The sequence below is a fragment of the Polycyclovorans algicola TG408 genome, assembly GCF_000711245.1.
Lineage (GTDB): Bacteria > Pseudomonadota > Gammaproteobacteria > Nevskiales > Nevskiaceae > Polycyclovorans > Polycyclovorans algicola.
In genome coordinates this window covers 2,620,578-2,645,954 of sequence record NZ_JOMH01000001.1, presented here as the reverse complement: position 1 = coordinate 2,645,954, position 25,377 = coordinate 2,620,578, and the positions used below count along the sequence as shown (strand labels likewise).

General features: G+C 64.0%; 15 protein-coding genes, 1 tRNA gene and 1 pseudogene. 11 read left to right on the top strand and 6 right to left on the bottom strand.

Annotated elements, in window-relative coordinates; genetic code table 11:
* Positions 1-40 precede the first annotated feature (40 nt).
* Positions 41-1,507 (top strand): OmpA family protein, encoded by a 1,467-nt coding sequence (locus U741_RS18565; RefSeq protein ID WP_052378786.1) that lies wholly within the window; start codon positions 41-43, stop codon positions 1,505-1,507.
* A 168-nt stretch (positions 1,508-1,675) separates the two neighbouring features.
* On the opposite strand, the gene U741_RS0112635 is transcribed toward U741_RS18565, so the two are convergent.
* Positions 1,676-1,762 (bottom strand) — tRNA-Leu (locus U741_RS0112635).
* Positions 1,763-1,829: 67 nt separating this feature from the next.
* Between U741_RS0112635 and queA the strand changes: the two genes are divergently transcribed.
* The 6 genes from queA (at position 1,830) to U741_RS0112605 (ending at position 12,001) form a co-directional block, all read left to right on the top strand.
* Positions 1,830-2,855, top strand: a complete 1,026-nt coding sequence (queA, locus tag U741_RS0112630) for a tRNA preQ1(34) S-adenosylmethionine ribosyltransferase-isomerase QueA (RefSeq protein ID WP_029890816.1) — start codon at positions 1,830-1,832, stop codon at positions 2,853-2,855.
* On the top strand, positions 2,852-4,789 hold the full coding sequence (locus U741_RS0112625) for a hypothetical protein (RefSeq protein WP_029890815.1): 1,938 nt from the start codon (positions 2,852-2,854) through the stop codon (positions 4,787-4,789). The genes queA and U741_RS0112625 overlap by 4 nt, the downstream gene beginning before the upstream one ends.
* Positions 4,786-5,925 (top strand): tRNA guanosine(34) transglycosylase Tgt, encoded by a 1,140-nt coding sequence (tgt, locus tag U741_RS0112620; RefSeq protein ID WP_029890814.1) that lies wholly within the window; start codon positions 4,786-4,788, stop codon positions 5,923-5,925. The genes U741_RS0112625 and tgt overlap by 4 nt, the downstream gene beginning before the upstream one ends.
* A 145-nt stretch (positions 5,926-6,070) precedes the next feature.
* Entirely contained in the window at positions 6,071-8,767 is a 2,697-nt protein-coding gene (locus U741_RS0112615) for a bifunctional acetate--CoA ligase family protein/GNAT family N-acetyltransferase (protein ID WP_029890813.1), read from the top strand.
* Positions 8,764-9,708, top strand: coding sequence for a histone deacetylase family protein (locus tag U741_RS0112610; RefSeq protein WP_029890812.1), 945 nt, complete (start codon positions 8,764-8,766; stop codon positions 9,706-9,708). Before U741_RS0112615 ends, U741_RS0112610 begins: the two co-directional genes overlap by 4 nt.
* Before the next feature lie 112 nt (positions 9,709-9,820).
* Positions 9,821-12,001: a malate synthase G gene (locus U741_RS0112605; protein WP_029890811.1), complete on the top strand. Its 2,181-nt coding sequence runs from the start codon at positions 9,821-9,823 to the stop codon at positions 11,999-12,001.
* Positions 12,002-12,028: 27 nt separating this feature from the next.
* Here the strand turns inward: U741_RS0112605 and U741_RS0112600 are convergent, their stop codons facing one another.
* Positions 12,029-12,280: a hypothetical protein gene (locus tag U741_RS0112600; RefSeq protein ID WP_029890810.1), complete on the bottom strand. Its 252-nt coding sequence runs from the start codon at positions 12,278-12,280 to the stop codon at positions 12,029-12,031.
* Positions 12,281-12,402: 122 nt separating this feature from the next.
* Between U741_RS0112600 and U741_RS0112595 the strand changes: the two genes are divergently transcribed.
* The 3 genes and pseudogenes from U741_RS0112595 to U741_RS19740 all read left to right on the top strand — a co-directional run.
* Positions 12,403-14,730: an ATP-dependent DNA helicase gene (locus U741_RS0112595; RefSeq protein ID WP_052378785.1), complete on the top strand. Its 2,328-nt coding sequence runs from the start codon at positions 12,403-12,405 to the stop codon at positions 14,728-14,730.
* 7 nt (positions 14,731-14,737) lie between these two features.
* Positions 14,738-15,751 carry a tRNA pseudouridine(13) synthase TruD gene (gene truD / locus U741_RS0112590; RefSeq protein WP_029890808.1) on the top strand — a complete coding sequence of 338 codons (1,014 nt, stop codon included), beginning with the start codon at positions 14,738-14,740 and terminating at the stop codon, positions 15,749-15,751.
* 39 nt (positions 15,752-15,790) lie between these two features.
* Positions 15,791-16,686: pseudogene (locus U741_RS19740) on the top strand (transposase); the annotation flags it as partial.
* 63 nt (positions 16,687-16,749) lie between these two features.
* Here U741_RS19740 and U741_RS18555 read toward each other — a convergent pair.
* Entirely contained in the window at positions 16,750-17,415 is a 666-nt protein-coding gene (locus U741_RS18555; protein ID WP_152551606.1) for a TetR/AcrR family transcriptional regulator, read from the bottom strand.
* A gap of 81 nt (positions 17,416-17,496) precedes the next feature.
* Between U741_RS18555 and U741_RS0112575 the strand changes: the two genes are divergently transcribed.
* Entirely contained in the window at positions 17,497-18,468 is a 972-nt protein-coding gene (locus U741_RS0112575) for an EamA family transporter (RefSeq protein WP_052378782.1), read from the top strand.
* Here U741_RS0112575 and U741_RS18550 read toward each other — a convergent pair.
* From U741_RS18550 to U741_RS18545, 3 genes are all read right to left on the bottom strand, one after another.
* A complete protein-coding gene (locus U741_RS18550) occupies positions 18,426-19,853 on the bottom strand; it encodes an OmpA family protein (protein WP_052378781.1) in 1,428 nt (475 codons plus the stop codon). The two genes, U741_RS0112575 and U741_RS18550, sit on opposite strands and share 43 nt — an antisense overlap.
* Positions 19,854-19,855: 2 nt before the next feature.
* On the bottom strand, positions 19,856-22,237 hold the full coding sequence (locus U741_RS0112565) for a TonB-dependent receptor (protein ID WP_029890804.1): 2,382 nt from the start codon (positions 22,235-22,237) through the stop codon (positions 19,856-19,858).
* Between the two features lie 171 nt (positions 22,238-22,408).
* Complete coding sequence (locus U741_RS18545) at positions 22,409-25,171, bottom strand: PEP/pyruvate-binding domain-containing protein (RefSeq protein WP_161776225.1); 2,763 nt, start codon at positions 25,169-25,171, stop codon at positions 22,409-22,411.
* Between the last annotated feature and the right edge of the window lie 206 nt (positions 25,172-25,377).

The window sequence follows — 25,377 nt, the reverse complement described above, 5'->3', positions numbered from 1 at the left end:
GCAGGCGCCGCGACCCAAACGACATATCAGGGAACCAGTCATGACTAAATTTCGTTTGACAACATGTGCCAGTGCGCTGCTCGCATGCAGCGTTCTGTTGCCGGGTTTTGCCCAGGCGCAATACGGCGACGGCGGTGGTGGCGGTGGTGGCGGTGGCAACGAAGCCGAACAAGGCGCCGCTGCTCGTAACGTTGTGGACCTGCTCAATCGTCCGCTTTTCGACGGCTCGTACGGGGCGGTGCTCGGCCAATATCGTTTTTCACAAAGTGATCCGGTCCTCGACGGCGGCCCTGGCATCAATGCCCTGCTCGGTTATCGCAACCAGGTTTATGGCCTGGAAGCCGGTTTTGGCTACAACAGCGAGGACAGCGTCAAGCTCGGCCATTTCATCTTCAACGTCTTGGTCTATCCATTCGACTCAGTGCAGTTCCTCTACGGCTTGGTGGGCGTCGGCGCCTCGCGCTACCAGGACTACCCGTTTGAACGTTCGCCGCGCCCGGTTGAAGGCAACGATGGCTTCAACACCGCCAATGTTCAGGGCGGCATTGGCTACGTCTACCCACTTCGCTGGGGCAACTACGAGTACGGGCTGCGTGTTGAGACGCTGTATCGGCTGAGTGATCGTTTCACTGAGCGTGAAAGCGACAACATTCCCGACATTGCAGCACCCGACACGTTCAAGGACATCCTGCTGAACGTCGGTCTGCACATGCCGATGCGCGGGCTTCCGCCACCGCCACCGCCACCAACGCCTGAGCCGGTTGCCGTGGTCGTCGACAGTGACGGCGACGGTGTGAATGATGATCGGGACCAGTGTCCGAACACGCCGCGCGGAGAAGAGGTTGATGCCGTCGGATGCCCGTTGCCACCGCCACCTCCCGCCTGCGGGGAGGTCAGCAATGGCGGTGTGCCGTCGCTTGAGGGCTGCGGCGTCGGTGATTCGATCGTGCTGCGGGGGGTCAACTTCGACACCAACGAGGCATCGCTGACCGTCAATGCCCAGACGTTGCTCGATGACGTGGTGCGTGACCTCAAGGAGTTCGAAGACGTCGAAGTCGAAGTTGGGGGTCACACTGACAGCCGTGGGGCGGCCGACTACAACCAGCAGTTGTCCGAGCGTCGTGCCAAGAGCGTTCGTGACTATCTGGTGGGCAACGGCATTGCCGAGAACCGACTGACCACCGTGGGCTATGGCCTTGAACGGCCGATTGGCGACAACGAGACCGCTGAAGGTCAGGACCGCAACCGCCGCGTCGAGCTGCGGATTGTGGGTGGGACGGCCGTGCGGTCGTCCGGCGGCGGCTCAGCGGCCCCGGCTGACGAACCCGCGCCGGTCGATGATGGTGGTCTTGACGCGCTGACCGACGATGCGCCTGCCAGTGAGGTGCCCGAGGAAGCCGACTTGCCCGAGCCGGAAACGACCCCGGAGCCCACCGCCGCGCCGGCCTCTGAAAGTGATAGCAGCGATGACACCGACGAGGCACTCGACGACTTGTTCGACTTCTAAGTCCCTCCTTAGAACGTCGAAACCACTGCCCGGCGCTCAATGAGCGCCGGGTTTTTTTATGACTGCGCCGTTCCGACGGGGGCTGCGCCATGAAACGAAAAAGGCCCGCTCGGGCGGGCCTTTCTGGCGACAGGGTGAGTCTGTCAAATCACCAGCGTGAAACGAATATGGTGCCTAGGGAGAGACTCGAACTCTCACACACTCACGTGCGGGGGATTTTGAATCCCCTGCGTCTACCGATTCCGCCACCCAGGCACGGGCAAGCGCGGCATTATACGCGGCCTTTGATCGATCTGAGCGGCACATTTGTCGCCACGCCTTCATGCAATTGTCCGACTTCAATTACCACCTGCCGCCCGAGTTGATCGCGCAACGGCCGCTCGCCGAGCGCTCGCAGGCGCGTCTGCTGGTGCTGGCCGACGCGTCGCTGGAAGACCGGCAGGTGTCATCGCTGCCGGACCTTCTGTCGCCCGGCGATTTGCTCGTGGTGAACGACACCCGCGTCGTGCCAGCGCGCCTTTTCGGACAGCGGCCCAGCGGCGGCAAAATTCAGGTGATGGTCGAGCGGGTGTTGGACGCGCAGCGGTTCTTGGCGCAGCTGGCTTTCAGCCGGGCGCCCAAGGTTGGTGAGGTCCTGACGGTCGAAGGTGCGCCGGTACGCGTGCTGGCGCATGACGGCGCCTTCTTCGAATTGACGCTTGAGCACACGGACGAGACGGTGCTGGCGTTTCTGGAGCGCTGCGGCAAATTGCCCTTGCCGCCGTACATTCGCCATGCGCCTGACGCCGACGATGCCGTGCGCTACCAGACGGTATTTGCCAGCGTGCCCGGCGCGGTTGCGGCGCCCACTGCCAGCTTGCATTTCGATGCGGCGCTGTTGAAGGCCCTGGACGTGCGCGGCGTTCGGCGGGCCACCGTGACCCTGCATGTGGGCGCCGGCACATTTCAGCCCGTTCGGGTTACCGACCTGCGCGAACATCGCATGCACGCCGAGTCCTACGAGATTCCACAGTCCACCCGCGACGCGATTGACCAGACGCGGCGCGCGGGGGGCAAGGTTGTTGCGGTGGGGACCACCGTCTGCCGGGCGCTCGAAAGCGCAGCCGATGAAGACGGGCTGCCGCGCATTGAGCAACGTGACACGCATTTGTTCATCACCCCCGGCTACCGGTTTCGCGTGGTGGATCGTATGTTGACCAATTTCCACCTGCCCGAGTCAACCTTGCTCATGCTGGTCAGCGCATTCGCCGGCCACACGCGCATCAGGTCGGCTTACGCGCACGCCATCGCGCAGCGGTACCGATTTTTCAGTTATGGCGATGCGATGTTGCTGAGCCGCACCGCATGAGTCTGCTCGTCGCCGTCGCGGCTGCTGCGCTGTTGTGGACGCTGGTGCTCACCTTGCGCGCGGCGGGCGCCGGCCTGTGGCAACGCAGCCTGACCCCGTCGTTGGCGCTGGTGGTGCTGGGCTTGCCGCTGGTCGATCACAGCCTTCGACACTTGGCCCTGCCGCTGTTCTTCGTCGGTTCGGGATTTGTGCTGCTGGTGGCACTGATCGGCCTGCTGCTGCTCGACCCGAACCGCCGTGCGTTGCTGTTGCGCGATTGGGGCGCGTGGTCGGTGGGCGGCGTGTTGCTCGCGTGGCTGCTGCTGCGCGGTGTGGCGCCGTCGTTCGACTCGTTCGGGGAGAACATTTTTTCACTGCGCTACGTGCAGAGCCTGCGGCTGGCCGAGGTCTATCCCGCCGCCGACCTGTGGGAGGCCGCGCCGACGGTTGCCGGGTACTACACCTGGTTGCACAACATTGCCGCGTGGCTGTCACGGGTGTTCCTGCTGCCGGTGCCCATGGCGATGCACCTGGCCAGTGCGGCGCTGTTGGCGCTGATGAGCGTGGCGCTTTACGAGGCCTTTGCAACCCGCACCCAAGCGGTCGTGGCGGCGGTCGGGGCGGCGGTGGTGATGTTTGCAGGGACGGGCCTGTCGATCCTGCTGGCGCGACCGCTGCACAGCGCCGACAGCATCATGCTGGGCTATCCGCACGTGCGCCTGTACTCGATGGGGGCCAACGAGTTCCACCAGCCGTGGATGGCGGCCCTGGCCGAGACCAGCCCCGATCTGCCAGTCGAGACACCGCTGCACGTGGCCTTGTACCTGGGCGATTTTCACCCGCCGCTGTTGGGCTTTGCGCTGGTCGCTTTGCTGGTCTGGGCGGCGGCGCACCAGACGCGCGTACGCGGCGTCATGCCGGCTCTGCTGGGCGCGCTGCCGGTGTTGATCTGGGCGGCCAACCCCTGGTTTGCACCACACGCCTTCGCACTTGCGGCGGGGTGGTGGGCGCTGGACGTGCGTTTGCGCCGTCAGTGGCGGTGGGTGCTGATGGGTCTGGTCAGCACCGCCGTGGTGATCGCGCCGATTCTGATGCAGGCCGACTTCAGAGCGGCAGGCGTCAGTTTTTCGATCTTGCCCGCGACGCTGCGCTCGCCCTTTGAAGCCTTCATGGCGGTCTGGTGGCCGGCGCTGGCCTTGGCCGTGGCGGCGATGCTGGCGCGCGATGGTCGCTGGCGACTGTGGTTGTGGCTGGCAGCGCTGGTGTTGAGCATGGAGTTCGTTCACTTCAACCAGGGCGACATCAGCAGCCCCGGCGCCCGTTTTAACGGCGTGCTCAAAGTGTGGAGCCCGCTGCATTTTCTGATGATCGGACTGGGCATGCTCGGCGTCATGGGCTTGCGCGGACGGGCGCGCTGGGTGGCGCTGCTGGCGGTGCCATTGGTGCTCAGCGCGGCCATCCACGGTCGCGACCTGTTGCGCTCACAAATCAACAAAGGCCATGCACCGCTGGAATGGAGCGGCGCCGGCAAGCTGACGCAACGCGCCGACCGCGCCTTTCTGCTGCGCCAGATGCAGGCGCTCAAGCCGGGTCGCAGCCTTGAGCGTCTGGCGCGCTCCGAATACGACCTGGCGCCCCTGACCTCGCTGCTCGCGGCACAACCCACCGCGTCGGGCTGGGCGCATCACATGTCGCAAGCCAGTGGTGACGGTGGGCGTGAGCAACAGCGGGTCGCACGGATCCGCGCCTGGTTTGAGGGCCGCGATGCCCAGCCGCTGGAACTGCTGCGCGCCTGGGACATCGGCGTGGTGCTGGTGGATTGGGATGCCGATTGGAAATCAGGGCAACTGAGCACCTTGCAAACCCAGCTTGCCGCCCATTACCTGTGGCTGGCTGGACCGGACGGCGCCGAGGGGCGTGTCTCCGGACTTTTTGTTCGTATGGATCAACCATGAGTTTTGACGTCTTGGCCCGCGACGGCCACGCCCGACGGGGTCGTTTGCAACTGGTTCACGGGGCCGTCGAGACCCCGGTGTTCATGCCGGTGGGCACCTACGGCACGGTGAAGAGTCTGACGCCCGATGACCTGCTGGCGGTGGGCAGCCAGATCATTCTCGGCAACACCTTTCATCTGATGTTGCGCCCGGGCAAAGCCGCCTTCGAGCGGGTCGGGGGGCTGCACCGCTTCATGAACTGGGACAAACCCATCCTCACCGACTCGGGCGGCTTTCAGGTCTGGAGCCTGTCCAGCCTGCGCAAAATCACCGAGGACGGCGTGCATTTCTCGTCGCCGGTGAATGGCGACAAATTGTTTCTCTCGCCTGAAACCGCCACCGAGATGCAGCATGCCCTGAACGCCGACATCGTCATGCAGTTCGACGAATGCACGCCGTATCCGGCCACCGAGGCACAGGCCGAAAAGAGCATGAACCTGTCGACGCGCTGGGCCCTGCGCTGCAAGGACGCGCACGGCGACAACCGCAACAAGCTTTACGGCATCGTCCAGGGCGGCATGTACGCGGAGCTGCGCCGGCAATCGCTACGCGCGCTCGAAGCCATTGGTTTTGATGGCTACGCCATCGGCGGCCTCTCGGTGGGCGAGACCGAAGACGAGCGTCTCGCCGTGCTGGACGCCCTGGCCCCGCGCTTGCCCGCCGACAAACCCCGTTATCTGATGGGCGTCGGCACCCCACGCGATCTGGTGCAGGCGGTGGCGCGCGGCATTGACCAGTTCGATTGCGTCATGCCCACGCGCAACGCGCGCAATGGCCACCTGTTCACCAGCCAGGGGGTGGTGAAAATTCGCAATGCCAAGTATCGCGATGATGACGGCCCGCTCGACCCCGCCTGCGACTGCAACACCTGCACGCATTACTCGCGTGCCTATCTTTATCACCTGGACCGTTGTGACGAGATGCTCGGGCCGCGGCTCAATACCGTCCATAACCTTCACTACTACCATCGACTCATGGACCGTATTCGCGCGGCCATTGAGGCGGGAACCTTCACCCAGTTCGCGGCGGATTTTTTGGCCTCACCCGCCGGGGCGGCGCGTCATTCACGACGGGACGCGGAGGCACCGTCGCCTTGAGACCCGATCATTTGATCAGTGCTGACTGAACTCAATGAACACTAGCCGCCTTGTCCCTCGTGTGCGGCCAACCCAATGTCGTCATGCAACGCGTCAGGCGATTCGGCGTTAACGTCAGGGTTGTGGCCCGTACGCTTCGAGACCCATGACCACCCGCAACCTGGACGCGTTGTTCAAGCCTCGGCGCATCGCCCTGATCGGTGCCAGTGCGCGCGAGCGATCGGTGGGGTCGGTGCTGGCCGGCAACCTGTTGGACGGCGGCGATCCCGAGCGGATTGATCTGGTCCACCCACGCTTACAGACCTTGCGCGGCCGGCCGGTCTACGCCTCGGTGGCCGCGTTACCCGAGACGCCTGAGCTTGCGGTCATTGCCACCCCGCCCGAGGTGGTGCCGGGGCTGATCAAACAACTTGCCGAGCGCGGCACCCGCGGCGCCATCATCATCACCGCCGGTTTCGGTGAGCTGGAAGATGCTGCTCGCCAGCGTCTGCAACAACAGATTCTTGATGCGGCGCGGCCCAGTCTGATGCGCATCATCGGGCCGAATTGTTTGGGCGTGGCGGCCACCGCCAGCGGCCTGAACGCCAGCTTTGCCCATCTGCCGCTGCGCGCCGGGCGCCTGGCGTTCGTGACCCAGTCAGGCGCGGTCATTTCAGCGGTGCTCGACTGGGCCGCGCCGCGCGAGATTGGCTTTTCGCATCTCGTGTCGTTGGGTGACATGGCCGATGTCGACTTCGGCGACATGCTGGATTATCTGGCAATGGACCGCGATACCGGGGCCATTCTTCTGTACATGGAAACCCTCAGCGCGCCGCGCAAATTTCTATCGGCGGCGCGGGCGGCATCCCGTCAGAAGCCCATCATCGCCGTCAAGGCAGGCCGCTATGCGGTGCTGCCTGCAGACCCCCAGACGCACACCGCAGCGTTGATGGACGCTGATGCCGTCTATGGCGCGGCGCTGCGTCGTTCGGGCATTGTGCGTGTCGACCGGCTTGAGGACCTGTTCGATGCCGCCGCCACCCTGGCCTCGGCACCGCGACGTTACGGGCGCAGGCTGACCATCGTCAGTAACAGCGCCGGACTGGGGTTGCTGGCGGCCGACGCCTTGCGCGGGCAGGGCGGCGAGCTGGCTGAGCTATCACCTGCCATGCGCCAGCGGCTGGACGCGGTACTGCCCCGAAGCTGGTCAGGCCGCAACCCGATCGACCTAGTCGGCGATGCCGACGCCCAACGTTATCGCGCCGCGCTCGACGTGTTGTTGGCCGAGCCCGACACCGCCACCGTGCTGGTGTTGAACTCGCCGACCGGTGTTGCCGACAGCCTTGCCACCACGCGGGTCGTGGCCGAAGCCGCCGCCGCGCACCCGAATGCTGCGGTGCTGACCGCCTGGGTCGGCGCCCACACGGCCGAGGCCGCGCGCCGCTGGCTGATCACCCATGGCCTGCCGAGTTACGAGGGGCCCGCCCAGGCGGTGACCGCGTTCTTGCACCTGGTGCACTACCGCGAGGTGCAGGCCGAGGTGCTCGAAACGCCGCCATCGCTGCCCGAGCACTTCGCGCCCGATGCGGCGTCAGGCCGGCAAGTGCTCGACGCGGCAGTCAAGACGGGATCGCCTTGGCTGAGCAGTCCGCAATGCGCGGCTTTACTGCGCGCCTATCAGGTGCCGATGGTTGATGAGCGCTTTGCCAAGTCGCCGGACGAGGCCGCCGCCATCGCGCTCGATTGGGCGCGGCCGGTGGCCGTCAAAGTGGTGACGCACGAGCGACGTGACAAATCCGAGGTCGGTGGCGTGCTGCTCAATCTTGACGGGCCCGACGCAGTGCGCGCAGCCACCGCAGCATTGCAGGTGCGGCTGCGCGCCACGCATCCAAAGCTGCACATCAAGGGTTTTGCCGTGCAACCGATGGTTGACGCGCAGCAGGGCATCGAATTGCTGGTGGGCATCGCCGAAGACCCCCTGTTTGGACCGGTCATTCTGTTTGGTCACGGCGGCACCGCCACCGAAGTGATCGCCGACACGGCCGTGGCGCTGCCGCCGCTGAACCTGCAGCTCGCCAGGCGCCTGATCGACCGCACCCGCGTCGCTCGGCTTTTGGCTGAGCATCCGGGCCGGCAGGCGCTGGACCGTGACGCACTGGCGTTGATTTTGGTCAAGCTCTCGCAGTTGCTGATCGACCAGCCGCAGGTGCGCGAACTCGACATCAATCCGCTGCTGCTGACGACCGATGGCCTGGTGGCGGTCGATGCCCGTTGCCGAATTCATCTGCGACCCCAGGTCGATCGCCTCGCCATCCGCCCGTACCCGCGCGAGCTGGAGCAGACCGTCGACCTGCCGGACGGACGCCGCCTGTTGCTGCGCCCCATCCGCCCCGAGGATGAGCCCGAGTTGCAGGCCGCGTTCAGTCGGCTGACGCCGGAAGAGGTGCACCTGCGGTTTCACGCCTTCATGCACGGGATGGGCCACAGCTTCGCCGCGCGGCTGACGCAGATCGACTACGACCGCGAGATGGCCCTGGCCCTGGTGGGACCGGGCGTGCCCGGCAAAGCACAGATTCATGGCGTGGTGCGGCTGGTCATCGATCCGGATCGCGAGCAAGCCGAGTTCGCCATCATCACCGGCCAGAGCGTGCGCGGGCAGGGCATGGGGCGGCGCATGTTGGCGCGGATCATCGACTACGCGGCGGCGCAGGGGGTGCGGGCGGTGATAGGCGACGTGCTCGAATACAACGAGGTGATGCTGTCGTTGAGCCGATCAATGGGGTTCACCGTGACCCGCAGTCCGGCGGACCCGGGGGTCAGGCGCGTGACGTACACACTGCCGCAGGCGGCGGGCGACGCATGAGCGCACGGCGCACCGATTACGTCACCCACCCAGCGTGCGCACTGCATGACATGGGCGACGGACACCCCGAGCAGCCGGCGCGGCTGGTCGCGATTGAGCGCCAACTGGCCGCAGACGGTCTGCTCGACCGCCTGCAACGGCAGACCGCCGGCCCGGCCAGCGACGCGCAACTGGCCCGTGCGCACACGCCGGAGATGCTCGACGGGTTGGCCCGCATGGCGCCCCGCGCCGCCGGCCAACAACGCGCCGTTTGCCCCGACACCGTGATGACCCACCTCAGCCTTGATGCCGCCCGCCACGCAGCCGGTGCGGTGGTGGCGGCGGTTGACCGGGTGCTGAGCGGCGCGGCCGACGCGGCGTTCTGCAATGTTCGCCCGCCGGGGCACCACGCCGAGCGCGGGCGTGCAATGGGCTTTTGTTTTTACAACAACATCGCCATCGGGGCCCTGCATGCGCTGGAGGCGCACGGCCTGCAGCGGGTGGCGATCATCGATTTCGATGTGCACTACGGCAACGGTACCGCCGATATCGTCGCCGATGACCCGCGCATTCTGTTGTGCTCGCTTTATCAGTACCCGCTGTATCCGCTGCTGTACCCGGCGGGCAGCGCTGCCGGACAGAGCAACCTGATGCTGCGCCGTGGCGACAGCAGCGCGGAGTTTCGCCACGGCGTGTCGCAGACCTGGGTGGCGGCGCTTGAAGCGCATGCCCCCGAGTTGGTGTTGTTCTCGGCTGGCTTTGACGCCCACACCGAAGACCCGCTGGCCGAGCTGAACCTGACTGACGACGACTTTGCCTGGGTGACCCGCAAGGTATTGCAGGTCACGGCGACCAGCGCCCAGCATCGCGCGGTTTCGGCCCTGGAAGGCGGCTATGACCTGGCCGCCCTGGGCCGCGCGGCGTCGGCGCACGTGGCCTCACTGATGGCGCCCGAACCCTGATTGTCACCTTGGCCCGGGCGTTGGGCGGCTTCGACTAAAATAGAACGGTTGCGCCCGCCGGCCCTGCCGAGCGGCCGCCCTCCACTCGAATTCTTTCAGGACATCTCAAACCATGACCCAATCTGTTTCCGTTGGCGGCCTTCAGGTCAATGCGGCCCTCAAAGCGCTGGTCGACACCGAAATCTCCCCCGGAACCGGCGTTTCACCCGAAACGGTCTGGGCGGCGTTCGACGCCATCGTTCATGAATTCGGCCCGCGCAACCGCGCGTTGCTTGTGCACCGCGACGCGCTGCAGGCAAAGATTGATGACTGGCACAAGGCGCGCAAAGGGCAGCCCCACGATGCGGCGGCGTACAAGGCATTCTTGGGCGAGATCGGCTACCTGCAGCCCGAGCCGGCCGACTTTGAAATCGACACCGCCAACGTCGACACCGAGATTCGCGAACAGGCCGGTCCGCAGTTGGTGGTGCCGGTAAAAAACGCCCGCTATGCACTGAACGCCGCCAACGCGCGCTGGGGCAGCCTCTATGACGCGCTCTACGGCTCGGATGTGATCTCGGAAGACGGCGGTGCCGAGCGCGCCGGCGCCTACAACCCGGTCCGCGGCGGCAAAGTGATCGCCTTTGCCCGCCAGCATCTCGATACCGCTGCGCCGCTGGCAACCGGGACGCACGTCGATGCGACGGCCTATGCCATCGTTGATGGCGCGCTGCAGGTCACGCTCAAGGACGGCGCGACCGTGGGGCTGGCGCAGCCGGAAAAGTGCGTGGGGTATCTGGGCGATGCCGCCTTCCCCAGCGCAGTGCTGCTGAAGAACAATGGCCTGCACATCGAGATTCAGATCGACCCGAAGAGCCCCATCGGCGCCACCGATGCGGCCGGCGTCAAGGACCTGCTGGTCGAGGCGGCCATCACCACCATCATGGACTGCGAAGACTCCGTGGCGGCCGTTGACGCCGAAGACAAGATCGAGGTCTACCGCAATTGGTTGGGCCTGATGAAAGGCACGCTAGAAGAACAGATGGTCAAGGGCGGCAAGACCATCACCCGGCGCCTCAACGAAGACCGTTTTTACACGGCGCTGGACGGCGGGGAGCTGCGCTTGCCCGCCCGCAGCCTCCTGTTCGTGCGCAACGTCGGTCACCTGATGACCAACCCGGCCATTCTCGACAAGGACGGCCATGAGGTCTTCGAGGGCTTGATGGACGGCATGTTTACCGTGCTGGCCGCCATGCACGATCTGAAAGCCGACAAGTCGCTGCGCGACCACAAAGGCAACTCACGCAGCGGCTCGGTGTACATCGTCAAGCCGAAAATGCACGGCCCGGACGAAGTCACGTTTGCCGACGACCTGTTCGCCGCCATCGAAAAAGCGCTGGGCCTGCCGGCGTATACCCTGAAGATTGGCATCATGGACGAGGAGCGCCGCACCACGGTCAACCTCAAGGCCTGCATCCATGCCGCCCGCCACCGGGTGGTGTTCATCAATACCGGCTTCCTTGACCGCACGGGCGACGAGATTCACACCTCGATGCACGCCGGCCCCATGGTCGCCAAGACCAAGATGAAACAGCAGAAATGGATCAGCACCTACGAAGACTGGAATGTCGACGTGGGCATCGCCTGCGGGCTCGCCGGCAAGGCACAGATCGGCAAGGGGATGTGGGCCATGCCCGATGAAATGGCCGACATGCTCGAACAGAAAATTGGCCACCCCGAGGCCGGTGCCACCACCGCCTGGGTGCCGTCACCCACCAGCGCCACCCTGCACAGCACGCACTATCATCAGGTCGACGTCTTTGCCCGCATTGAAGAACTTCGCAGTCGGGCGCCCGCCAAGGTTGACGACATCCTGCAGATTCCCGTGCAGGCCGACGGCGACCGGCTCAGCGCCGAGCAGGTGCAGCGAGAACTGGACAACAGCGCGCAGACCATTCTCGGCTACGTGGTGCGCTGGATCGATCAGGGTGTGGGCTGCTCCAAGGTGCCGGACATCAACGATGTCGGTCTGATGGAAGACCGCGCCACCTTGCGCATCTCCAGCCAGCACATTGCCAACTGGCTGCTGCACGGAATCTGTAAAAAAGAACAGGTAATTGAGACGTTCGAGCGCATGGCGAAGATTGTCGACCGGCAAAATGCCGGCGATCCGCGCTACCAGCCGATGGCGCCGGGCTATGACGGTATCGCCTATCAGGCGGCGCTGGCGCTGGTGTTCGAAGGGTGCGCGCAGCCCAGTGGTTACACCGAGCCGCTGCTGCACGGTTACCGTCTTAAGCGCAAGGCGGCCTGATGCGGCCAGCCGTCCCTGCGGGCCGTGTTACCGCGCGACGGTTGGGGTGCTGACCGACATCGTCGTGCTGGACTTCAAACTCAGAGGATGTTGCAGCGGCTTGGATGCGGCAGGTGAAGACGCGGGTCGGGCGCCGGCGTCGGCATATGCGACCTCGATGAGGGCGCGGCTGCCGTTGACGGTCAGCACCAAGCCGGCCAACAAGCCGAGGGCGAAGGCAATGCCGAGGCGGCGGTTCTGGACGCGTCGCAGGCTGTCCTGGTGATAGATTTTCAACATGCCCGGTCTCCAGAAATGAGGGTTGGTGGCGGGTGGTCGACAGCGTCGCCGATCAGGGATGGCCTCGCCAGCCAAAATGCGGCGTCGTCGACCGGCGGCACCGCTGAGCCGCAGAACGGCCGGTGAGCAACTCGCCCGTCGCCGAGCCGACCCGACAACCGCGCAATTCGGTGCCGGTCAAATCGTTCTGCGCCTTCGTCGCCAAGACCGGTGATCTGGACCTGCGCTTCACGCCGGTGCCGACCGCCGAGCAGGGCATGGCCGGGCACAAGGCGGTCGTTTACTCACGGCATTCGACCTACACCGCCGAGGTGGCGGTGGACGGCGTGATCGACGGCTTGCACCTGCGAGGTCGCATTGACGGGCTGGATGCCGAGGCCGCAACGCTCGATGAAATCAAAACCCATCGCGGCGCGGTAGAGCGCATTCCCGCCAATCACACCGCGTTGCACTGGGCGCAATTGCGAACCTATGGCGCGCTCTACGGCCGCGCCGAAGGGCTCGATGCGCTGACCTTGCGGCTCTGCTATTTCGACATTGACGAGCGGCGCGAAACCCAGTTCACCGCGACCGTGTCGGTCGCTGATCTGGAAGCCGAGTTGCGGGTCAGGGTGGAACGGTACAAACGCTGGATGGCGCAACAGCGCGCCCACCTGCAACGCCGCGACACCATGCTCGACAGCCTGGTGTTTCCGCACGACTCGGTGGCCGAAGGGCAGGCGCAACTGATGCGTGCGGTAACCGCGAGGCTGGAACAGGGCGGGGCGCTGATGGCACAGGCGCCCACCGGCGTCGGGAAAACCATCGGCGTGCTGTTTCCGGCGCTCAAGGCGCTGGGGCTTGGCCAGGTCGACAAGCTGTTTTACCTGACCGCGCGTAACGCCGTGCAAGACGAGATCGACAAGGCCCTGCGCAGTCTGACGTCGCCCGGCAAGCCCCTGCCGCTGCGGGTCTTGCTGCTGTCGGCCAAGGCGCGTGCCTGCGTGTATCCCGACCGCGCCTGCCACGGCGAATCCTGCCCGCGTGCCAAGGGGTTTTACGACCGGCTACCGGCCGCCCGCGAAGCGGCGCAACACATTCCGGGCCTGACGCTAGAGACCCTGAAGGCGGTCGCCCAAGCCCATCAGGTGTGCCCGTACTTTCTGGGGCAGGAGATGGCGCGCTGGGCCGATCTGACGATTGGCGACGTCAATTACTACTTCGATGGCAGCGCCATCCTTTACGCGCTGACCGAACAGCAGGGTTGGCGGGTGGCGGTGCTGGTGGACGAAGCCCACAACCTGGTGGACCGGGCGCGTGCCATGTACTCGGCCAGCCTGTCGCAAGACACACTGCGTGCCGTCGCGCGGGGCGTGCCGGGCAGTCTCAAGCGCGTGCTGGGCGGCATCGACCGGGCGCTGATCGCGATGCGTGACTTCTGCGCTGCCAACGATGTTATGCCCAGCGAGCCGCCGCGCGTGTTGCGCGATGCCATGACCCAGGCCGTGCGCCAGATCGGCCGCTGGTTCGCCGAAGACGCCAGCCGCCATGACGCGCCGCTGCTGGAACTCTACTTTGACCTGATGGGCCTGCAACGCCTGACCGAGCGTTACGGCCCGCACTCGCTGTGTGAGGTCACCGAAGGCGAGGGCGCGGCGCTTGACCTGCTGCACGAGTCGACCGTGACCTTCTCGCTGCACAACGTGGTGCCCGCGCCGCACCTGCTGCCCAGGCTGTTTGCGGCGCACGCCGTGATTGCATTCTCGGCCACGCTCAGCCCGGCACACTATCACCGGCGGATGCTGGGCTTGCCCGATGACACGGCGTTCTGCGATGTGCGCAGCGGCTTTGCCGCCGACCAGCTTCGCGTGCGGGCGGTCCGCCATATCAACACCGTTTATCGCGTTCGCCACCTCGCCGCGCAGCCCATTGCCGCACTGATGGCTGAGGCTTACGCCGAGCGGCCCGGCAACTACATCGCCTACTTCAGCAGCTTTGCCTACCTTGACCAGGTGGCGGACGCGTTCGTAAGGGTTGCGCCGGGCATCACCACCGTGAAACAGACCGGACAAATGTCGCCCGATGATCGCCAAGCGTTTCTGCGCAGCTTCACGGCGGGGAGCCGACAGATCGGGTTTGCCGTGATGGGCGGCAGCTTTTCTGAGGGCATCGACCTGCCGGGCAAACGGTTGGTGGGTGCATTCATCTGCAACCTGGGCTTGACGCCGTTCACCGCGCTGAACGCGCGCATGGCCGAGCAGGTTGACGCCATGTTTGGCCGCGGCCACGGCGAGCAGTACATCTACCTGTACCCGGCCATCCAGAAAGTCGTGCAAGCGGTCGGCAGGGTGGTGCGCACCGCGTCAGATCGCGGCACGGTGTATCTCATCGACCGCCGCTTTGCCGAGGCGCGTGTGCAGCAATTGCTGCCCCCCGCGTGGCAACTGACTCCGTGGCCGGCCCCGCCATAATGGCGACATGAATCTGCCCTACGCCCATGGTGGCCCACCCTTGACGGCGCGGCTGCGCAGCACGCCCGAGGATTTCACCGTTGACGAACTGCACGACCGAGTGCCCGATGACGAGGGCGACCACGTCTGGTTGTGGGTGCGCAAACGCGGCGCCAACACCGATTGGGTGGCCCGCCAACTGGCGCAGATCGCGGGCGTGAAGCCGCTGGACGTCGGCTACGCCGGCCTCAAGGACCGTGACGCCGTCACCACCCAGGTTTTCACCGTGCACCTTCCGGGACGCGAGGCGCCGGACTGGTCGGGCAGCTTGCCCGAGTCGGTCACGGTGCTGGCTGCACACCGGCATCGGCGCAAGTTGAAACGCGGCGCCCTGCACGGCAACCGATTCGGCATCGTGCTGCGCGACGTACAGGGCGACCTGCCCGCCGCCGAGGCCTGCCTGCAGGCCATCCAGGCGCGTGGCGTGCCGAACTACTTCGGGGACCAAAGATTCGGGCTGGGCGGTGCCAATGTCGCGCGCGCCGAAGCCATGTTTGCCGGCAAAGCGGTGGACCGACCAACGCGCTCCATCCTGCTGTCGGCGACGCGCTCTCACCTGTTCAACACGGTGTTGGCGCAGCGCGTTGAGGCGGGTCAGTGGGACCAGCCCTTGGCGGGCGAAGTCTGGTCGCTGGCCGGCTCGCGTGCGTGGTTTGGCCCGGAGGCCTTGACGGATGATTTGCGCGAACGTCTGCGCAGCGGGGACATTCATCCGTCCGGGCCGCTGTGGGGTCGCGGCGCGCTGCCGACGGCAGATCACGCCCAGGCCCTTGAAGCAACAGCGCTGGCGCCCTTTGACACGCTCAAGGCCGGCCTGGAAGCTGCCGACATGGCGCAGGACCGTCGCGCCCTGCGGCTGTTGCCGTCACAGTTGCAATGGCAATGGCGTGACACCACCGCGCTGCACCTCAGCTTCGAATTGCCGCCCGGCTGCTACGCGACCGTGGTGCTGCGTGAGCTGGCCGATACGTCTCAGCCCTGAGGGTTGAGACGGGCTGCAATCTGCTCGAGTCGGCCAATGGCCGCGTCCAGATCGTTGTCTGCGGACGGTTTTTCAGCACGCATGCCTCGGCGGGTCCGGGCGGTCGAGCTGCGTATTCACAAGTTGCGTAAGGGCAGTTACTTTCCCAGCTTCTTGAAGTCGCGCCGGATGCTTGAAAAAGCCCGACGGCCGTGATCCAGGAGGCCAACATCCAGGGCGTCTCCACCCGCAGGATGGATGACTTGATTCAGACCATTGACGGCAGCGGGACCTACAAGAGCTGGGTTTCTCGGTCGTTTTCAGAAATCGACTGGTGGGTCCAAGCGCTTCTGAAGCGGCTGATGGAGCGCGCCTGGCCCATTCTGTGGATCGACGCGATCTGTGTGAAGGCTTGGCTGGCAGGCCGCATCGTGTCGGTGGAGTGATCATTGCCGTGGGCGTCAGTGCCTATGACTGCCGTGAGGTCTTGGGCAGTGACATCGGCCCATCCGTAGCGTTCGGCCGGAAAACGATTCGCCGGATCGCTTCCTTATCAGTCTGACCCTTCTGGCAAGGCTTCCTGCGCAAGCTGGCGCGATCCGGATTGCTTGGCGCCAACCTGGCGATCTCCGACAGCGAGGAGGGAATCAAGGCCACCGTCTCAAAGGTGCTGACCGCCACCTGACAGCGCCACCGGGGCGATGTGCTGGAACACGCCGGTCTGCACGGACAGCGCTTAAGCTTTCATCATCACCAACTTTGCACAGATCGACGCCCAAGCTGCTGGCCAGTCGTGGAGGCGTGTTGCCGATTGGTTCAGAAGCAGCGTGCCCAAATGGGCTGCCCTAACGGATGATGCTGAGCCTGACGTGTTGGCCTACGCGAGTTTTCCGGCAGAGCACCGTACGAATCCGCTTGGAGCGGCTCGTCGGCGCCTCCTTACGGAGCAACTCGGGACACGATCTGAGTGGCATTTAACGCCCGCAGCACGCCCGTTGAATCGTTGTTATGAGCCGGAGTCAGGCCTCGTCGGCGAAGATGCTGCTGACGCAGATATAACCCAGCGACTGGGTGATCTTCTTCAGGTTACGGTCCGACTGCTTACCGGCAAAGCGGGTGCAGTAGAGCAGGATCATCCACGCGAGCGCGTCGGCCACGTCGTTGTTGGCGGCGTCGCGACTCTTGCCTTTGCTTTTGACGATGGCCATCGAGCGGCGGCAATGCTGGGCGATGGTGTCCATCATCTGCTCATAGAGCCCCGCCACGTTTTTGTCGTGCGGTGCCATGTCACTCACGGCGGCGACAATGGCATGGTGTTTACGGAAGGTCTTGGCGACGCCATCAACGGCGGCGATGATGTCCGAGCGGTCAGCCTTCTCGGCATGAGCAAGCCAGGTGCCGGTGCTGACCACGATCTCGTCGGTCACCACTTTCATCAGCCGCGCAACCAGTTCGCCCTTGTCGCGAAAGTGCAAGTAAAAGGTGCCGCGAGACATGCCCGCTTCGCTGGTCAGTTGTTCAACGGTCAAGGCACCGAAACTGTGGCCTTGATCAAGCAAACGCTCGGTCGCGGCAATCAGGCGCTCTTCAACACTGGGTTTGCGCTCACCGTTCTTGGCGCGTGTCTTTCGGGTCGGGCGTGGCTTGATGGGTAGACGCTGGGCTGAGTCGGCAGTTTGTTTCATGATGTGGATTATGAACTTGAGAAGATCAATGCGGTGCACAGATCGGGCCAATTTGTCAGGAGTTGTGTCGGCGGATCATCGATGAAACTGGCCGTCGCGTTATTGGCGGTCTATCTGTCTTGGGGCTCGAGTTACCTGGCGATTCTGGTCGGCGTGCGGGATGCGCCCGCGCTGCTGTTTGCCGCGAGTCGCCTGCTGCTGGCCAGCCCGCTGTTGTTGCTGTTGGCGTTGCTGTTTGGCGACCGTCCACCGAAAGACCGCTCGTCCTGGCGTGCCTTGCTGGTTGGCGCGCTGCTCATTCCGGTTGCGTCTGGCGGCTTGGTCGCTTGGGCATTGCAGTCGGCTGCCAGTGGCGAGGCCGCCATCATCATTGCCAGTGCGGCGCTGTGGATGGCGTGGTTCGGCAGTTGGGGACACAAGGGGGATGCGGTCAGCCTGCCATTGGTCGCCAGCCTGATGCTCGGGCTGGCCGGTGTGGCCCTGATCATGAGTGGTGCGCTGCATGGCGATGAGCGCAGCAGTCCGGCGGCATATCTGGCCCTGATGCTGGCCAGCATCACCCTGGCCGCCGGCAGCGTTTACCAGAAGCGCCACACGGTGACCTGTGGCGTGATGATGAATGCGGGGCTACAGACCGCCGCCGCCGGAGTGATGCTGCTGACCGTCGCGCTGGTGTTGGGTGAGTCGGTTGGGGCCTGGTACGAAAGCCAGCATGCGTGGTGGGCATTGGCGTACCTCGTGATCGTGGGCTCGGTGATGGGCTACTCAGCCCTGTATTGGCTGATCAGGGTCACATCGCCGGCGATGTTGGGCAGCTACCTGTATGTCAGTCCCGCAGTGGCCATCGCCCTGGGGTGGCTCTTTCTTGATGAGCGCCTGAGCCTCTTGCAGTGGGGCGGGGCGGGACTGATCCTCGCATCGGTCATGGCGGTGAGTCTTTTGACCCGACGCCCTGCCATTGCGGCCGACTCGTCGGCCGGAATGGCAGGCGCGTGGTCACCACCACCCGATCAGAAATCGAACAAGTCGTCGAGCGCTTCGTCGGTGTCCTGATCGTCGGCCGACGGCGCGGCGGTGGGTTCCGGCGTGCTGACCGGATTCTGTTCATCGGTGTTGGCGTCAACATCGGCGCCAGCGTCTTCGTCCACTGCCGACGGCGTGGGTGACGGACTTGAACTGCCCTCATCCGATGCCCGACGAACGGCCTCGCCACGGGTGATTTTTAGCTCCACCCGGCGGTTACGGTCCTGGCCTTCGGCCGTGTCGTTATCGGCGACCGGGGCGGTCAGGCCGTAGCCCTTGGCGGTGAGGCGATCACCGTCGATGCCGTTGCTGACCAGATAGTCGAGAACACTGTTGGCGCGTCGTTCAGAGAGGCCCTGGTTGTAGTCAGCAGCGCCGCGGCTGTCGGTGTGGCCGCCCACTTCAACGTCGATGTCGGGAAATTTCTCAAGGTCCGCGACCACGTCGTCGAGCAGGGTCTTGGCATTGGCATCGAGCCGCGCCAGGTTGGTTTCGAAGTAAACACCGCGCAGGACAATCGAGTCGCCCTCGCTGCAGCCTTCGATGGACGGCACGCCGCCGTTGACAACCTCGCCACAGTCAGGCGGCGGGGGCGGTAACGGGCAACCGACGCTGTCAACCGACTCGCCCCGCGGCGTATTGGGGCACTGGTCACGACCATCGTCCACACCGTCGCCGTCGCTGTCGACCGGTTCGGTCGGCGGCACGACGCTGGTGGGGTCTTCGGTGGGTTCGGGCACTGGCGCCGGCGCCAGGCGCGTCGGCAATTGCAGACCGAGGTTCAAGGCGATGTGGTTGGGGCTTCGTGGTGCGTCAATGTCGATGTCAAGGTCATTGAAATCGCGCTCACGGCGGCCGGCGCGGTAGCGCACTTCGCTGCGAATGCCGTAGTCGTAACGGCCCCAGCTCAGCGGGAAAATGTAGCCCACGCCGCCATCAACATTGTTGCTGTTGAAGTCTTTCAGGTCGCCGGAAGGCGTTTCATAGTCCTTGTAGTTGAAGCCTGAGATGCCTGCCGTGAAGTACAGGTTGGGCAGCCCGCTGAAAGGGAACAGCAGGGTGTTCAGCGCGATGCCCTCAATCGTGGCGGTGCCGACATCGGCACCGATGCCGGCCAGCTCGAAGGCATAGAAGCTGCTCCGGTAACCAAGGGCCAGCGTACCGCCGATGCCGTCATCCAGACCGTCGTCATCGTCGGTCAAGAAGCCGCTGACCATGGGTGACACGTAGGCGCCCTGGCGCAGTGGAGAGTTGCTTTCTTCGGCGTGGGCGGCGGTGATCAGGCTGCCGGCCAGGAGCGCGACGGTGAGAGCGCCGAAACGGGACGCGAGTTTCATGGTGTGATCCTTGTCAAAGCGCGGCGTGGCGTCGTGTTGACGCAGGCGTGAGGTCTTGAGAATTCGGATGAGGGTCATGATCAGAACTCCCAGGTCACGCGCACGCCGTAGATCGCCGGCTGGGCAACGGTGAAGACGCCGCCGAAGTCGGTCGAGATCACCCCTTGGGTATAAAACTCGTCAGTGATGTTGTTGCCGAACACGCGAACGTTCATGTCCCACGGCAAATGGTTGTAGCTGACGTAAGCGCCGACCAGGTTGTAGTCCTCCTGTTCGTAGGCAGGGTCATTTGACGCGCTGTAGAAGAAGCCGCTGTTGTAGTAGTAGTCGGCGCCGATTTCGAGCTCGCCGCTGCCGAATTCCCACATCTTGGTCAGCGCGATGCTGCCCGAAAACTCGGGCGTACGCGTCTGGCGATTGCCCGAAAAATCGTTGTTCGGGCTGAAGAGGCCGGTGGTCGGGCTATAGCCTGCTGCTCTAGGATAACTGCCAAAAGTGGCGTCAATGTAGCCCGCGTTGGCCGCCAGCGACACGCCGTTGAGGACATTCGGGAAAAGCGCCGTGACCATGTCGAACTCGACGCCCATCGACTCGGCTTCGGGCGCGTTTTCAAACGCCAGGGCGCCGCCGGAGAGCAGCGAGATGTATTGGGTCTGCATATCTTTGATGTCGTAGTAAAACGCCGCAGCGTTGAACTGCATCAGGCCATCGAAGAAGTTGGTTTTAACGCCAACTTCGTAGGCCGTGGTTTCTTCAGGACGAATGTACTGCGGCCGCAGATAGATGGCGAACGCGTTGTAAGCGTGCGCCTTTTCGGCCACCTGGTAGCTCATGTAGACCAGCGTGTTGTCTTCAAAAGGCTTGAAGTCGAGCGTCACCTTGGGGAAAAAACCTTTGGTGGTATCGGTTCCCGGCACCACGCGGTTGTTTTCATCGCGCGCCATGGTCCAGACGATGGGCGGGCCGCCGAGGAAGGTTTCACCCACGTCCAAATCACCAACCACCGCCGAGATGGTGGACTTGGCGAGACCGCGCTCTTCGTCCTGATACCGGCCGCCGAGGGTCAGTGAGAACCAGTCGGTGACATCAAAGGTGGCCTGCAGGTAGTAGCCGATGGACTCGGTTTTGACCTGTGCCGATGCGCGGACGCGGTAGAGGCGGCCATCGAGGTCGGTCAAATCACCCAAGATGGTGTCATCAAGGTTAAGCCCGCCAAGAATCGGGCTGAGTATGGGGCCGACGGGGTTGATGTTGCCGACGGTGAGCTCCACCGGATCGAAACCTTGCGTGTTGCGGAAGTAGAAGACCCCGCCGGTGAGCTTAAGCCAGTCGCTGCCAGGCATACCGTTGGTGGAAATCAACTGGAGTTCGCCCTGCTGAATGTCCGCGGGGTGACCCGGCACGTCGAAAGACACCAAGGGCAGGTTGGAGCCGTCGAAGTCGTAGTTGTAGAGCAGGCTGCTCTGCTGGTCACTGCCCAACAGTTTGATGTCCAGCCACGGCGCGCTGTAGGTGGCTTCACCGCTGATCAACTGCGTGTTGGAGACGCCGTAGAGACGTTCGTCGACGTTGACCGTCGTGGGATCTTCGGGAGGACGAATCAACGTGACCTGACCCAACGGGCTGGGGTTGAGGTTCTGGCCTATGGCGCCGTTGTTTTGGTTGCGGGTGCGGGTGAAGCCCGCTGTCAGGTCGAGGTTGTCCATCGGAATCCAGCGCGCCTTGATGCGCACGCCCTCGTCAATCTGCTCGCGCAGGGGTTCGCCGCCGGAGGTGCCGTCAAGGTGGTAGTCCGAACGGGAGTAGTAGGCGCTCACATTGACGGCGAAGTTGTCGGACAGCGGGATGTTGGTGTAAATGCGCGGCTTGATCAGATTGAAGTTGCCGGCCGTGACATCCACGGTCGTGGTCTGTTCTTCAAAGTCCGGCGCTTTACTGGTCACACTGATGGCGCCGCCGACGGCGTTTCGGCCGAACAGCGTGCCCTGTGGGCCTTTCAGCACCTCGACCCGCTCAACCCCTGCAAAATCCTGGATGAAAGTCGGTGAGAACGGGAAGTAAACGCCGTCTACATAACTGGCGATGCTGGGGTCGGCGGTCAGAAACGCCTCGGTGCCGATGCCGCGCAGAAAGATGGTGGCGTAGCCGGCCTGGCTGCCCACGTCGAGGCTGGGTACCGCCCGCATCAAACCAATCTGGTTTTCGATGCCGCGCGCGGCCAGCGCGTCAGGCGTGAACGCCTGGATGGCGATGGGCACGTCAGAGATATTCTCTTCGCGCTTCTGAGCGGTGACAACGATTTCCTCTAGCAGCCCAGTGCGGCGTCGCGGCGCGGGCTCCGGTGGCGTGGCATCTTCGTCAGTGACGACCGGATCAGTGGCCTGGGCGGACACCGTCTGTGCGCCGCAGGCGAACATGGCGGCGGCAACCCCGATCACGAGGCGACGGGAAGGATCGAACATGGTGTAACTCCTCATTTATTTGCCGCCCCGTCTGGGCTGGGGCTGGCAACCCTCGATTACATCGGAAAGCAGAGGGTGCTCGTGAAACGATGCCGAACACTTTCTGCCTGCTTGATGACGTCTGTTTGTTATCGCCGTGCCCGGCCAGACGGCCGGACACGGCTTTTACCCTCAGGCGGCGGCTTCGAGATCCGAATCCGCTTCAGTCGGCGTGTCGTCATCCGGGTGGATGATCACTGCGCCGCTGTCGCCGTCCAGCGTGATGGTCGCGCCGTCGGGAATCAATTGCAACGCGCCTTCGATCTGCACGCCCGGCAGGCCAAACTCACGTGCCAGCAGCGCGCCATGACTGATCAGACCGCCGGTTTCGAGCACGATGCCCTTGATCAACATGAACACCGGCGTCCAACCCGGATCGGTGGCGTGCACGATCAGAATGTCCCCCGGCTTGACCTTGCCGATCTGGCTCAGCTCGAACACCACGCGTGCGGTGCCGGTGACCTTGCCGGTGCTGGTGGTCTTGCCCTTGAGCACGCCGTCACCCGAGAGCTCGGGCTGGTCGATGGGCGCCGGACGGTCGGCAACGATGAACGCGGCCGGGTGCTTGGACTTGGTGTTCATGGCATCGAAGTTCTTGCGCCGCGCATCGATCTTGGCGCGGGTGAGACGCTTGTTCTCGGTGCCGGCGAGCACGGCGTAGAGCTCTTCCATGGTCAGGAAGTAGGCTTCTTTCATTTCCTTCAGACCGCCACGCTCGACGCAGCGACGACCGACCTCTTCGAAGCAGATCTTGATGTCGTAGGTCGACCAGTCCATCACTTCACGCTCGTTGTCGCGGTACTCGATGGCGTTGTGCGAGAAGTCGATGAGAAACTTGAACAGCTTGGCCTTGAAGATGCCGTACTCGGGCTGCCCCGCCAGGTTGTCGTAGACGTGCTGGATGGTTTCTTCCAAACGCTGCCGGGTCTTGAGTTCGTGGATACGAGGGTCGGGCGTGCCGAACAAGCCGGGGAACATGCGCAGGTCGACCATCACGCTGTCGGCGCGGCGGTCGAAGTAGATGTCACGATCGGGATGGCCGCGATGCCCACGCTCGCGCACATGCTTTTCGTACTTCTTCTTGAACTTGGGCCCGTCGACACACTGGCCGATGAAGTCGAAGAAGCGCTCGTCCGGGTACTTGCGGAACAGCTCCAGCAACTCGGGCGACTTGTAGATGTCGTTGGCCAGATCCCACAGGGCGTGAGACTCGATGCCGGTGATGCACTCCTTGCGGGTGCCGGTCATCAGGTCCATGAAGATGGCTGGACGGCCGCCGGTGTACCAGTTTTGTGTGATCCAGCCGATCCAGCCTAGGGACTCGCCCATGTACCAGAGCAGGCCGTACCACGGCGGATCGTAGGATGAGATCTCCAGTCGGATGACCTCGGCCAGATGCGCCTTGAGCTCGTCATCGCTCATCGCGCGCCGCTCTTCTTCGGTGCGCGGCCGGGTGGCTTCACGGTAGGTCGGGCTCTCGATGAAGTCTTCCTTGATCGCCTTGGGCCAGTTGAAGCCCATGTCGGGACGCAGAGTTTCAGTGCGCAGGAAAAACTCGATATAACGACCCCAATCGAAGTCGGCGTTCATCACTTCTTCGTGCCAGGCCTTCGGAATCTTGTGCAGCATGCCCGGGCGCAACTGCGGCGGAATCGACTGCTTGATGCGGTGACGGTCGGCCTCGACGTTGTAGTACGACACGCCCTTGTAATAGCGCCACAAGCGGCGGGTGGTGTAGTCCTGCTCGGGGTAACCGGCCACATGCACACCGACGCTGTGGCACTGGTTCAAACCCCAGCAGCGCCAGGAGAACATCAGCGGGCTGATGGCGCCGGTCCACATTTCTTCGGGGAAGACACGCGACCAGATGTTGTCGTAGGGCACCGCATCTGAGTTGCCCTGCACCGATTCGGTGACGTCGGCGTCCCAAGAGAACTCAACGCTGGTGACCGGGCGTGACTGCAACATGTAGAACTGGCCGCCGGCGTAGCCCCACTCGATGTCCTGCGGCATGCCGTCGTAGTAGGCCTGGATACGCCGGCCGATCTCAGCCAGTTCGCCGGCCTTGGTGTCGTTCAGGGTGAATTTCTTGGCGCGCTTTTCTTCGACGTCGCGATGCAGCGTGCCCGAGCCCTTGGACGGATCGCGGACGATCTCGACCTTTTTGGTGCCGAGGGTTTTCTGCAGTACCTTGAGGTTGCGATGGCTGACGATGTACTCGTCCGGCGTGACAATGCCTGACACCACGGCTTCGCCGAGGCCCCAGCTGGCGTTGATCATCAGCTCGTCGGTAGCGGTGTTGATCGGGTTGCCGGTGAACATCACGCCCGATACTTCCGACTCGACCATGGTCTGCACGACGATGGCGATGGCCGGGAACGCGGTGAAGCCCTGCGACTTGCGATACGACACGGCGCGGGCGGTCCACAACGAGGCCCAGCAACGCTTGACGGCATCAATGACGTCGGCGTTGCCCTTGATGTCGAGGTAGGTGTCGTGCAGGCCGGCGAAGGAGGCGCCTTCGAGATCTTCGGCGGTGCCGGATGAACGGACGGCGACGTAAATGTCGCCAAGGCGCTGATAAGCCGCGATGATTTCGCTGCTGACCGTGGTTGGCATTTCGCCATCGGTGATGATCTTGCGAATCTTCTCGACGACTTTGTCGAGCTGATCGGCATCGTTGTAGTCGACGCTGGCGAGCAATTCAGAAATCTGGCCCTTCAGCTTTTCGATGTGCGCGTTGTAAGAATCAGTGGGCACCACGAAGCCGGGGGGCACGACGAAACCGGCGCCGGTGAGGCGGCCCAGGTTGGCGCCCTTGCCACCGACACGGGCATGGTCAGTGGCATCGGGATCGGCGAACCAGATGGGGGTGATGTTGTGCGTCTCGGACATGTCTCTCTCCAGGGTTAAGTCGTCGCTCTTGAACTGGCGTCGATTTTCGATGTGAAAAATGAACATCGTGTTCAGTATTAATTCACAGTCTGTTACCAGACGCAAGTGCGTCGGGTCATCAGTCGGCGATCCGCTGCGTGTGCCCGACGCAGCCCCTGTTGAGCAGGCTGAGCCGTGGCAAGGGACGGTCGCGCCTCACGCCGCAG

Excerpts from the sequence above, each read along its gene's own strand:
- U741_RS18565 (WP_052378786.1), top strand. The coding sequence starts at position 41 with ATGACTAAATTTCGTTTGACAACATGTGCCAGTGCGCTGCTCGCATGC.
- queA (WP_029890816.1), top strand. The coding sequence starts at position 1,830 with ATGCAATTGTCCGACTTCAATTACCACCTGCCGCCCGAGTTGATCGCG.
- U741_RS0112625 (WP_029890815.1), top strand. The coding sequence starts at position 2,852 with ATGAGTCTGCTCGTCGCCGTCGCGGCTGCTGCGCTGTTGTGGACGCTG.
- tgt (WP_029890814.1), top strand. The coding sequence starts at position 4,786 with ATGAGTTTTGACGTCTTGGCCCGCGACGGCCACGCCCGACGGGGTCGT.
- U741_RS0112615 (WP_029890813.1), top strand. The coding sequence starts at position 6,071 with ATGACCACCCGCAACCTGGACGCGTTGTTCAAGCCTCGGCGCATCGCC.
- U741_RS0112610 (WP_029890812.1), top strand. The coding sequence starts at position 8,764 with ATGAGCGCACGGCGCACCGATTACGTCACCCACCCAGCGTGCGCACTG.
- U741_RS0112605 (WP_029890811.1), top strand. The coding sequence starts at position 9,821 with ATGACCCAATCTGTTTCCGTTGGCGGCCTTCAGGTCAATGCGGCCCTC.
- U741_RS0112600 (WP_029890810.1), bottom strand. The coding sequence starts at position 12,280 with ATGTTGAAAATCTATCACCAGGACAGCCTGCGACGCGTCCAGAACCGC.
- truD (WP_029890808.1), top strand. The coding sequence starts at position 14,738 with ATGAATCTGCCCTACGCCCATGGTGGCCCACCCTTGACGGCGCGGCTG.
- U741_RS18555 (WP_152551606.1), bottom strand. The coding sequence starts at position 17,415 with ATGAAACAAACTGCCGACTCAGCCCAGCGTCTACCCATCAAGCCACGC.
- U741_RS0112575 (WP_052378782.1), top strand. The coding sequence starts at position 17,497 with ATGAAACTGGCCGTCGCGTTATTGGCGGTCTATCTGTCTTGGGGCTCG.
- U741_RS18550 (WP_052378781.1), bottom strand. The coding sequence starts at position 19,853 with ATGACCCTCATCCGAATTCTCAAGACCTCACGCCTGCGTCAACACGAC.
- U741_RS0112565 (WP_029890804.1), bottom strand. The coding sequence starts at position 22,237 with ATGTTCGATCCTTCCCGTCGCCTCGTGATCGGGGTTGCCGCCGCCATG.
- U741_RS18545 (WP_161776225.1), bottom strand. The coding sequence starts at position 25,171 with ATGTCCGAGACGCACAACATCACCCCCATCTGGTTCGCCGATCCCGAT.